This is a genomic window from Flavobacterium ardleyense, assembly GCF_033547075.1.
GTDB classification, from domain to species: domain Bacteria; phylum Bacteroidota; class Bacteroidia; order Flavobacteriales; family Flavobacteriaceae; genus Flavobacterium; species Flavobacterium ardleyense_A.
On the sequence record NZ_CP137891.1, the window covers coordinates 1,371,192 to 1,382,951 of the forward strand.

Annotated in this window: 9 protein-coding genes; 7 read left to right on the plus strand and 2 right to left on the minus strand. The window is 35.9% G+C overall.

Features of this window, described 5'->3' with window-relative positions; genetic code table 11:
* The first annotated feature begins 209 nt into the window (after nt 1-209).
* The 4 genes from eno (at nt 210) to ctlX (ending at nt 5,528) form a co-directional block, all read left to right on the plus strand.
* Nucleotides 210-1,502, plus strand: a complete 1,293-nt coding sequence (gene eno, locus SBO79_RS05945; RefSeq protein ID WP_318643021.1) for a phosphopyruvate hydratase — start codon at nt 210-212, stop codon at nt 1,500-1,502.
* A gap of 760 nt (nt 1,503-2,262) precedes the next feature.
* Nucleotides 2,263-3,546, plus strand: a complete 1,284-nt coding sequence (locus tag SBO79_RS05950; protein ID WP_318643023.1) for a citrate synthase — start codon at nt 2,263-2,265, stop codon at nt 3,544-3,546.
* Nucleotides 3,547-3,632: 86 nt separating this feature from the next.
* Nucleotides 3,633-4,547, plus strand: coding sequence for a dimethylarginine dimethylaminohydrolase family protein (locus SBO79_RS05955; protein WP_318643025.1), 915 nt, complete (start codon nt 3,633-3,635; stop codon nt 4,545-4,547).
* A 12-nt stretch (nt 4,548-4,559) separates the two neighbouring features.
* Nucleotides 4,560-5,528 (plus strand): citrulline utilization hydrolase CtlX, encoded by a 969-nt coding sequence (gene ctlX / locus SBO79_RS05960; protein ID WP_318643027.1) that lies wholly within the window; start codon nt 4,560-4,562, stop codon nt 5,526-5,528.
* A gap of 1,907 nt (nt 5,529-7,435) precedes the next feature.
* On the opposite strand, the gene SBO79_RS05965 is transcribed toward ctlX, so the two are convergent.
* Nucleotides 7,436-8,068, minus strand: a complete 633-nt coding sequence (locus SBO79_RS05965; protein ID WP_318643029.1) for a MarC family NAAT transporter — start codon at nt 8,066-8,068, stop codon at nt 7,436-7,438.
* A gap of 159 nt (nt 8,069-8,227) precedes the next feature.
* On the opposite strand from SBO79_RS05965, the gene SBO79_RS05970 reads away from it, so the two are divergent.
* Entirely contained in the window at nt 8,228-8,593 is a 366-nt protein-coding gene (locus tag SBO79_RS05970) for a CoA-binding protein (protein ID WP_318643031.1), read from the plus strand.
* Nucleotides 8,594-8,658: 65 nt separating this feature from the next.
* On the opposite strand, the gene SBO79_RS05975 is transcribed toward SBO79_RS05970, so the two are convergent.
* Nucleotides 8,659-10,173 carry a sodium:solute symporter gene (locus tag SBO79_RS05975; protein ID WP_318643033.1) on the minus strand — a complete coding sequence of 505 codons (1,515 nt, stop codon included), beginning with the start codon at nt 10,171-10,173 and terminating at the stop codon, nt 8,659-8,661.
* Nucleotides 10,174-10,283: 110 nt separating this feature from the next.
* On the opposite strand from SBO79_RS05975, the gene recR reads away from it, so the two are divergent.
* Together recR and SBO79_RS05985 are read left to right on the plus strand one after the other, a co-directional pair.
* Nucleotides 10,284-10,904 (plus strand): recombination mediator RecR, encoded by a 621-nt coding sequence (gene recR, locus SBO79_RS05980; RefSeq protein ID WP_318643035.1) that lies wholly within the window; start codon nt 10,284-10,286, stop codon nt 10,902-10,904.
* Between the two features lie 72 nt (nt 10,905-10,976).
* Nucleotides 10,977-11,759, plus strand: a complete 783-nt coding sequence (locus SBO79_RS05985) for a polysaccharide biosynthesis/export family protein (RefSeq protein ID WP_318643037.1) — start codon at nt 10,977-10,979, stop codon at nt 11,757-11,759.
* Nucleotide 11,760 lies beyond the last annotated feature (1 nt).

The window sequence follows — 11,760 nt, forward strand, 5'->3', positions numbered from 1 at the left end:
CCGTAATTCGGGGGTTTTTGTTAGAAAAATTAGGCAGAGGTTGATTTATACTATTAAGTTGTTTTGTGAATAATTCCTAGAAATTATTTGGTTTTTGGTTGATTTTTAGTCAAATGATAATCACCTTTTATACTTGCTCCCTAAATTCTGAGTAATTCTAAAAAATAGAATATATTTGTGGGTAAATTTATAAATCAAAAACAATCATAATGAGTATCATCATTTCAGTCCACGCTAGACAAATATTCGATTCGAGAGGAAATCCTACTGTAGAGGTAGATGTAATGACAGAAAATGGAACACTTGGTCGCGCTGCTGTACCTTCTGGAGCATCAACAGGTGAGCATGAAGCAGTAGAATTACGCGATGGCGGAAAAGCATTTATGGGCAAAGGAGTTCATAAAGCAGTGAAAAATGTTAATACTCTCATTGCCGAAGCACTTTTGGGTACTTCAGTTTTTGAACAGAATCTAATCGATCAGACAATGATCGAACTTGATCAAACTCATAATAAATCAAATTTAGGTGCCAACGCAATTCTAGGAGTTTCACTTGCCGTGGCCAAAGCCGCTGCAAACGAACTTGGAATGCCGCTATACAGATATATTGGAGGTGTTTCTGCAAACACACTTCCAGTGCCAATGATGAATATCATCAATGGTGGATCGCATTCAGATGCGCCGATTGCTTTTCAGGAATTTATGATCATTCCGGTTAAAGCCAAAACATACACCCAAGCATTGCAGATGGGTACGGAGATTTTCCACCATCTTAAAAAAGGACTTCACGACTTAAATCTTTCTACTGCAGTAGGAGATGAAGGCGGTTTTGCACCAAATCTCGTTGGTGGTACAGAAGAAGCAATTGAGCGTATCAAAAATGCAGTTGAATCGGCAGGATACACTTTTGGTGGTGACATCAAATTGGCTTTAGACTGTGCAGCTTCAGAATTTTATGTAAAAGGCCTTTACGATTATTCAAAATTTGAAGGTCCACAAGGAAAAATTAGAACATCAATTGAGCAAGTGCAGTACCTTGCTGAACTTTCGCAAAAATACCCAATTATATCTATCGAAGATGGAATGCATGAAGACGATTGGGACGGATGGAAAATGCTAACCGAAGCAATTGGAGACCGCGTGCAACTTGTAGGAGATGATCTTTTTGTGACCAATGTAACTAGACTTGCAAGAGGAATTGAGCAAGGAATTGGAAATTCGATTCTAGTAAAGGTGAACCAAATTGGAACACTTACAGAAACTATCGCAGCAGTAAATATGGCACACCGCGCTGGATTTACATCAGTAATGTCACACCGCTCGGGCGAAACCGAAGATTATACAATTGCCGATCTTGCCGTAGCATTAAACTGTGGTCAAATCAAAACCGGCTCAGCATCGCGCTCAGATCGTATGGCAAAATACAATCAACTTTTGCGTATTGAAGAAGAATTAGGCGACACCGCTTATTTTCCAGGAGCTCAAGCGTTCAAAGTACACTAATTTTTTTAGGAGCTTAATCCTGCTTTTTGCTCCAAGCTTTTTGGCCATAATCCATTTTTGTAAGCAGTAAGAAGGGCTTCCTTCGGTCGCTTTCTTACTGCCACAAAAAATAGGATTCTGCCTGCAAAAGGCTTTTCACTGCAATCAGGGCTAAGGCATCTCATAACTTTAGAAATTTTGATTTCAACTAGACGAAAAGGTTTCAAAAACCAGATATTAAAAATCCCTTTCAGAACAATAAGTTTTGAAGGGGATTTTTGTTTTAATACATTTTAGGAAAATTGTCTTGAATTTTGAGGAAATCAAATGGGACCGATTAACTTCAGAAGTATTTTAATTTAGATTTGTCTTTTTAGTTCGGCGAAAGTCAACAACCTAGTTTTAAAAGAAAAGCAGATATGCTAAATCTGGAAAATGCAGAAGTATCCTGCTCAACGAATAGCTTCGGAAATGTTCAAGTCGTAATTTTTTCTTTTATTACTTCGGCGAAAGCCAAAATCTTCTCTAACTGAAATATTTCGTGCACCATAAAGTTCTAGTGCATAAATTTAGAATCATTTGCAAGAGATTATCAGATAATAAAACGTGATAAATTCAGATTATTTGCTTAATGTTGATACAGACAATTTTAATGCTTGCAATTTGTCTTAAAAAACACTGTTTTTTTTGTTATTTCTCTGTAAACAGGCTTTCACATTAATACTATTTTCATTAGATTTGTTCGGATAATAAATTCACAAAACAAATTTCCCTATATATTATGTCAAAAATCGCAACATTAGAGATCGACGGAAAAAAGTATGAATTTCCAGTTATTATTGGAACTGAAAACGAAGTTGCCATCGATATAGAAAAACTTAGAAGTGAAACAGGATACATTACGATGGATCCAGGTTATAAGAATTCGGGTTCTTGCAAAAGTGACATTACATTTCTAGACGGTGAAGAAGGAATTCTAAGATACCGTGGTTATAGCATCGAAGATCTTGCTGGAAAAGCAAACTTCCTTGAAGTTGCCTATTTACTAGTTTTTGGAGAGCTTCCTACAAAGGATCAGCTATTTCAATTTGAAGAAGATATTCGCAAGCATACATTGGTCAATGAAGAGATGAAGAAAATCGTTGAAGGTTTTCCAAGAACTGCCCACCCAATGGGAATTTTGGCATCTTTGACATCAGCACTAACAGCTTTTAATCCAAAGCCGGTTAATGTTGAAAATGAGAAAGAAATGTATCAAGCGGTTTGTAAAACAATGGGAAAATTCCTAGTGATTGCAACTTACACATACCGCAAATCAATGGGTTATCCATTGAATTATTATGATAATACAAAAGGATATGTAGAGAATTTCATGCACTTAATGTTCGAACTTCCTACAGGACCTTACACGCCAGACCCAGCTGTGGTTGATGCTTTGAACAAATTATTTATTCTTCACGGAGATCACGAACAAAATTGTTCTACATCTACTGTACGTATGGTTGGATCGTCTCACGCTGGATTATTCGCTTCAATCTCTGCAGGAGTTTCAGCACTTTGGGGACCACTTCACGGTGGTGCAAATCAAGCTGTACTTGAAATGCTAGAAGAAATTCAAGCTAATGGTGGAGATGCAGACAAATATATGGCAAAGGCCAAAGATAGAAACGACCCATTCCGCCTAATGGGCTTTGGACACCGCGTTTATAAGAACTTTGACCCACGCGCAAAAATTATCAAAAAGGCAGCAGACGAAGTTCTTGCAACTTTAGGAGTGGATGATCCAATTTTGCAAATTGCAAAAAAATTGGAAGCCGCAGCACTTGTAGATGACTATTTCGTTTCTAGAAAATTATATCCAAATGTTGATTTCTATTCAGGTATCATTTACCGCGCAATGGGAATTCCAACTGAAATGTTTACCGTTCTTTTTGCAATCGGTCGTCTTCCAGGATGGATCGCTCAGTGGAAAGAGATGCGCATCAATAAAGAACCTATCGGAAGACCAAGACAAATCTATACAGGATATGAGCTTAGAGACTTTAAACCGATGGATCAACGTTAATGATTTTGGCAAAAGCCATCACTATAAAAAAAGCTTCTCCGTATAGAGGAGCTTTTTTATCTTAATAATTAGTCAAAACTTTTAGTATGCTAGAATTAAATATTCAAAACGAAACTTCAACTTTAAAAGCAGTAATTTTAGGCACTGCTGTCAGCAATGGACCAACTCCGTCTGCAGAAGATGCTTACGATCCAAAGTCACTAGAACATATTCTTGCGGGAACCTATCCAGTAGAAGAAGATATGGTAGCCGAAATGGAAGCATTGCACGAGGTTTTCTTGAAGTATGGGGTTACGGTTTACAGACCGACCATTGTAGAAGACGAAAATCAGATTTTCACTAGAGATATTGCGTTCGTTATTGATGATTATTTTATTCGAGCAAATATTCTTCCCGAACGTGAAAAAGAATTCCCTGCAATTCAATCTATTGTAGATATGATGAATCCTAATAAGGTGATTGTCCCACCAGAAAAGGTGCATATTGAAGGTGGCGATGTAATGCTTTGGAAAAATTACGTTTTTATTGGTACTTATAAAGGAGCCGATTATAGTAAAATAAAAACGGCACGCACCAATATGCACGGAGTTAATTTTATCAAAGAGCTTTTTCCAGAGAAGATTGTAAAGGAATTTGACTTAGTAAAATCATTTGATGATCCTAAAGGAAATGCACTTCATTTGGACTGCTGTTTCCAACCAGTTGGAGTTGATAAAGCAATTATTTTTAAAGAAGGCTTCCGAGACGAAAAAGATTATCAGTATCTTGTAGACTTATTTGGAATGGAAAATCTATTCCATATCACGGGAGATGAAATGTACAATATGTTTTCGAATGTATTTTCGATTACACCAACGGTAGTAGTTACAGAGCGCAATTTTACGAGATTAAACACTTGGTTAGAAGAAAATAATTTTACAGTAGAAACCGTTCCGTACGCAGAGATTGCGAAGCAGGAAGGACTGCTAAGATGTTCAACACTTCCGTTAATAAGGGAATAAATTTTAATGATTATGAAACAAACAACAAATTCAATTTTGATGATTCGTCCGGTTTCTTTTCGGATGAATGAGCAGACAGTGGTAAATAATTACTACCAAAAGGTGATCGAAAATCTATCGCCAGAAAATGTCAATGCTAAAGCGCAGGAGGAGTTTGATACGTTTGTAGAAAAGCTTCGCGCGGTAGGGGTAAATGTGGTGGTAGTAAATGACACTATGAATCCAGATACTCCCGACAGTATTTTTCCCAACAACTGGATTTCCTTCCATCAAAACAGTGATGTCGCGTTGTATCCGATGTTTGCCGAAAACAGAAGACGTGAACGTCGCGAGGAAATTTTGGACACTCTAGAAGATCAAGGTTTCTTGATAGAAAATATTGTAGATTATTCGTCTGCCGAGGATGATGGTTATTTTCTTGAAGGTACTGGAAGTATGTTGCTAGACCGTGCCAATGGTAAAGCATATTGCGCACTTTCGCCAAGAGCAGATGAAGAACTTTTTATCGAATTCTGCGAGGATTTTGATTATGCGCCAGTGATTTTTGAGGCATTTCATAATGTTGATGGAGAACGAAAATTGATTTATCATACCAACGTAATGATGTGTCTAGGTGAAACATTTGCAGTAATCTGCGCTGATTGTATAGATGACAAAGCCGAGCGTAAAAATGTTATTCAGAATTTAAAAGACAATAATAAAGAAGTAATTTTTATTACCGAAGAGCAAGTAAATAGCTTTGCGGGTAATATGCTTGAGGTAAAGGGCGAAGATGATAAACGTTTTATCGTAATGAGCACCGCCGCTTATAATAGTCTTACTGAAGATCAAATAGCTAAATTATCTGCTCATGCCGAAATTCTTCATTCAAGCTTAGACACTATCGAATCCTGCGGTGGCGGAAGCGCTCGTTGTATGATGGCCGAGATTTTCTTGCCATTAGAAGAGGAATTAGAAGAGTTGGAAGAAGACGAAGAATAGTCTTTACTTTTTTCAGAAATTATTAAAATAAAAAAAAACCACTTTTGGAATAATCTAGAAGTGGTTTTTGCCTTTTATAAAGTTGCAGTCATGTATTTTTTAGTAAAACGCTTATAATTCTCTTTTGGCTTTCGCCAAATACATTCAGACCGCTCAAGATGTAGTTGGCGCGGGGTTTTGATTTGTCTTCGGTTGAAGCAGGGCGGGTTGAGTTAAGGATTTCTGCAAATAGCCTTGGTTAGACAGTAATTAAGCGATTAACTTGGCCGTCGCTTTATTATAAGGTTCTCTATCAAGTGAAAAGTTTGCGAGAATAAAATTGATCACTTCATAGCTGTATCGAATCTTCTTTGAATTCACGTTTCAGTTTTCAAAATAATAAGAAGATCAAAATCTATAATGTCGTTCCTACGGAACTTTGAGCCAGCTGCGATATGTCTGCAACGGATTAAAATCCGTTGCTACAATAAAGTCATCCCTACGGGATTGAAAATAAACATTAAAAAATATTGATTTCACATTAAAAAAATTATAAAATATATATTGCCTGTTCGGTCGTAAATCTATTACTAAAAGATTTTAGGGCTCCGCTATTATTAAAACGAAGCTGACTTTATGTTATTAAAAAAGAACAAAAATAACTTAGAGCCATCGGCTCGGCTTTATTGTAGTACAGGACTTCAGTACTGTGAATAGGAATAGATAAGTTAATAAAAGAGTCGTTGGCTCGGCTTTATGATTCGCGAGTAATTTCACTTCAACCTCAAGAAATATATTATTATTCAATTATTAAAAATCATCATAAAAATTTATAAAGTCGTTCCTACGGAACTTTGAGCCAGCTGCAATCTGTCTGCAACGGATTAAAATCCGTTGCTACAATAAAGTCATCCCTACGGGATTGAAAATAACCATTAAAAAATGTTGATTTCACATTGAAAAAATTATAAAATATATATTGCCTGTACGGTCGTAAATCTATTAATAAAAGATTTTAGGGCTCCGGTATTATTAAAACGAAGCTGACTTTATGTTATTAAAAAAGAACAATAATAACTTAGAGCCATCGGCTCGACTTTATTGTAGCACAGGACTTCAGTCCTGTGAATGAGAATCGATAAGATTACAAGAGAGCCATCGGCTAGGCTTTATGATTCGCGATTAATTTCACTTCAACCTCAAGAAATATATTATTATTCAATTATTGAAAATCATCATAAAAATTTATAAAGTCGTTCCTACGGAACTTTGAGCCAGCTGCAATCTGTCTGCAACTGATTAAAATCCGTTGCTACAATAAAGTCATCCCTACGGGATTGAAAATAACCATTAAAAAATGTTGATTTCACATTGAAAAAATTATAAAATATATATTGCCTCTACGGTCGTAAATCTATCAATAAAAGATTTTAGGGCTCCGCTATTATTAAAACGACGCATCCGTTGTGCTATTAAGGAACAACAAAAATAACTTAGAGCCATCGGCTCGGCTTTATTGTAGCACAGGACTTCAGTCCTGTGAATAAGAATGGATATGATTATAAAAGAGCCGTTGGCTCGGCTTTATGATTTAACATTAACTACATTGCATTTCGAGAAATGTTTTAATTCAAATATTATAAACCATAAATGAGGAAAAATCTGCAAATTTATCAGGAAAAAAAGCATGAAATTATCTACTTACCTTATTAGATTTAAATTACTTTCTGCATTGTCATTTCAAACGAGTAGAATAAACTTAGCGAAAATGAAAAAATGAGATTCTAAACTATAATTGAAATTCCATACCATTATACCTTCGGAAGTGGCGGAGACCAAAATGTTCTATTCAAAGAATTTATGTCTTTCTCGGAAATCATTACTTCTATTGAGCAGCGTAATTTTAGCGAAAGCGAAAAGAAAAACCTTTATTTTAAGATATTACTCTGTATAATATTTACGATTGCACTCACGATATACTGAATTCCGATGGCAATAACGATGAAACCAACAATTTTACTAATCGCTACGATTCCAGAAGACCCCAATATTTTTACTAAATAATGCGCTGATCTAAGGATTATAAAAATGCTTAATGCGACACATAAAATCGCAGAAACTGCTACAATAATATCCATCGTTGCATTGTGCTCCTGATAGAAAGCAATTAGCAAAGAAATCGATCCAGGCCCCGCAAGCATGGGAATTGCCAATGGCGAAAGGGCGATATCATTACGTTTTTGAGCATCATTTTCGGTCTTTTTATTAATACCTCGCTGCTTAGTAATCTTTCCAGAAAGTAGTGCAAACCCCGAATTTACAATTATTAATCCTCCCGCAATACGCAACGCATCAATACTTATTCCGAAGAAACTCAGCACGTATTGTCCAACAAAATAGGATACGATTAAAATAATAAAAACGTTGATTGCAGTCCATAATGAAATACGACTGCGCTCTTTTTTTGTGTCATCTTGAGTAAGTGCCACAAAAATAGGAGCGGTACCAATAGGATTTAAAACTGAAAATAATGCGGCGAATAGATAAATAAAAAGTTCCATAGAAGAGATTAAGCATTTTTAAAGTTAAAGTCCGAAAAAAAAACTCGTGACAAAGGTAGAGTCAATAAGATTGGTATTATTAATTTTAAAGATAAAAATTTTATCTAATTCAGATGTAAAATTTCCGTTACTTTTGTATTACATGAAAAATCGCAAAATATGAAAAATAAAAAAACTTTAGTATTAGGTGCTTCGTCCAATACGGCTCGATATTCGAATATGGCTATTAAGAAACTTCTTCAATTTGGACATTCGGTTGTAGCGATTGGATTGAAGGAGGTAGAAGTGGAAGGAGTGAAAGTTCAGACCAAACAAGTTCCTTTTACAAATATCAATACTGTGACGCTTTATTTAAATCCAGCAAGACAGAAAGAATATTACAACTACATTATTGACCTAGCTCCAAAGCGCGTTATTTTTAATCCAGGGACAGAAAATCCAGCGTTTTATGAATTGCTTAAACTCAACAATATCCAGGTAGAAGTTGCCTGTACGCTTGTTATGTTGTCTACTAGCCAATTTTAAATTGTAGCTTAGAAAAAACAAAAAACGACCCAATACGGTCGTTTTTTTGTTTTTAAAATATTTTATTAATAAACTCTTTCAGCAATTTGAATACCTTTTTTTGAAATTGCTAGCAAACCTAAGAATGTGATTAGTCCATTGACAATGATTAATTCATTGTCAAATATGTAGCCTCCAAATAATGCAGCCGAGTTTTCATAAAGCAAATATGTAAGCGCTGGAGAAAGCAGGCAGATATAAGGCACAATTTTGTCTGCAACAATGCGCTTTTTTACAAACAGTCCAAAACTGTACAATCCTAGGAGCGGGCCATATGTATAGGATGCCACTCTAAAGATCATTCCCACCACAGACGAATCATTAATGCTATTGAAAATGATAATCACTAGAAACATAAGGAAAGAAAAGCCAATATGTACAATGTATCTTGTGCGTACACTATTAGGTTTATCGGCATTTTCCTTTTTATTCATCCCCAAGAAATCCACACAAAAGGAAGTTGTAAGTGCAGTTAAAGCCGAATCTGTAGTGGCAAAAGTCGCAGCGACCAGGCCTAATAAAAATACTAAGGACGGAATAAATGTAAGGTGACGAAAGGCAATTTCGGGAAAAAGTAAATCGGTGCGCGGTCTTCCCGTAATTAGATCCTTTGGAACGTCAATACCAAATTTGTTCGCGTAGATGTAAAGAAGTGCACCTACTCCAAGGAAAAATAAGTTGATAACTACAAATATCCCCGTAAAGGTGAACATGTTTTTCTGGGCTTCGCCAATATTTTTGCACGATAAGTTTTTCTGCATTAAATCTTGGTCAAGTCCTACCATGGCAATTGTAACAAAGATTCCGCCGAGAATCTGTTTTACAAAGTGATACCTGTTTCCGATAAAATCTTCGTAGAAGAAAATTTTCGAGTAATTCGAGTTTTTCACTGCTTCAAAGGCTTCAATAGCACCAAGATCTAAGCTGTCGCAAATAAAGTAAATGGTCAAGAATACAGATGAAACGATGAAGAAGGTTTGCAAAGTATCGGTTATAATAATAGTTTTCAATCCACCTTTGTAGGTATAAGCAAATATTAGGGCGAGTGAAATTAAGACGGTCATTGCAAAAGGAACGCCATAATAATCAAAAACGTAGCGTTGTAAAACAATCACTACTAGGTATAATCTAAAAGCGGATCCGATGGTTCTGCTTAACAAAAATATAGAAGCGGCAGTTTTATAGGAGTAGGTTCCGAGTCGGTCTTCGATGTAACTATATATAGAAGTCAGATTCATCCGATAATAGAGGGGAAGTAAGACTTTAGCGATAATTATAAATCCGATAGCGTTTCCTAAGACAAACTGAAAATATTTGAATTGCTCTCCACCAGCGGCGCCAACTTCTCCAGGAACCGAAATAAAAGTTACGCCTGATAGTGCAGTACCTATCATTCCAAAAGCAACTAAATACCACTTGGCATTTTTGTTAGCGCTAAAAAACGCATCGTTACCACTATCCTTTTTACTTACTAAATGCGATATGAGAAGAAGAATGCCAAAGTAAATTACTATTAGCATCAAAATTGTAAATGGAGTCATCAAAATATTTTTCTAGGCGCAAAATACAAAAAAAATTAGTCTGCTTTGAGTCAAAATATTTCAATACTAATTTTGACAAAAAAGCCGACTGAAATAAGTACTTTTGTGTTATGGAATTCTCTTCAAAATTATTAGAAAATGCGGTCAATGAGATGTCTCGTTTGCCAGGCATTGGTAAGCGTACAGCACTCAGACTAGTGCTACATTTGCTTAAGCAACCAAAAGATCAGACAGAGTTCTTGAGTCAGGCATTAAATACCATGCGCTCCGAAATTAATTTTTGCGATAACTGTCACAACATTTCAGATACTGCAATTTGTGAAATCTGTAGCAATCCCAAACGAAATAAGAGTATTATTTGTATTGTAGAAGATGTTCGTGATGTTATGGCGATAGAAAACACGGGGCAATTTAGAGGCGTGTACCACGTTCTCGGTGGGAAAATTTCGCCTATTGACGGTATCGGCCCCAGCCAAATAAAAATTGCATCTCTGATTGAAAAGTTAAAATCTTCGGAAGTTGACGAACTGATTTTCGCGTTAAGCCCAACAATGGAGGGTGATACAACTAATTTCTATATTTACCGTCAGGCAAAAGATTTGGTGAAGACAACTTCTGCCATCGCTCGCGGAATTGCTGCGGGAGATGAACTTGAATTTACTGATGAGGTAACATTGGGGCGAAGTATCTTGCAACGTATTCCATTTGAAAATTCGCTCAAAACGACTTAGTAAATATATAGACACGCTTTTTTTGATATTAAAAATGAAAAACTATCTTTGTTTACTAACATTTTTGTAGAAATGGCAAAATTACTCTTGTATCTCTTGGCAATTATTTGTCTATTCTCATCTTGTGTTCCCACAAAAGATCTTATATACCTACAAAATAAATATCCTGATGAGGCGGTTGCACCAATGACCGCAGTGCCTTTGAAGCCATATCGCTTGCAGGTAAATGATATAGTAAGTGTCGAAATAAAAGCAATAGACTCAAAATTGGTCGAAATGTTTAAAACTTCGGAAGCTACAAGTACACAATCTGCAGAAACATTGTATTTTAACGGATATACAATTGATGATCACGGAAATATTCGAATTCCGTTGCTGAATGAAATTAATATTTTAGGACTTACAGTAGCCGAAGCTAGACAGGCTATAGAAAAACAACTTCTAGCTGAATATTTTAAAGTTACCGCAAATATTTTTGTGAGTGTTAAACTTGCAGGTTTTAGATACACTATTAATGGTGAAATACAGTCGCCGGGAACCAAGACGCTGTTGCAAGACAAAGTAAATATTTTGGAAGCTGTTGCCAATGCAGGAGATATTACTGTGACGGGTGATCGTAAAAATGTTGCAGTCATTAGGCAATTTCCGCACGGAACGGAAATTCATAATATTGATTTAACCGATATTAATGCGATGAAATCTCCGTATTATTATTTGCAGCCTAATGATTATGTATATATCAAACCTTTACCACAAAAAACTTGGGGTACAGGAACCACCGGATTGCAGTCATTTACCACTATAATCTCGGCTCTTACATTAGTAACCACAACAATATTATTGCTAACCAGATAAG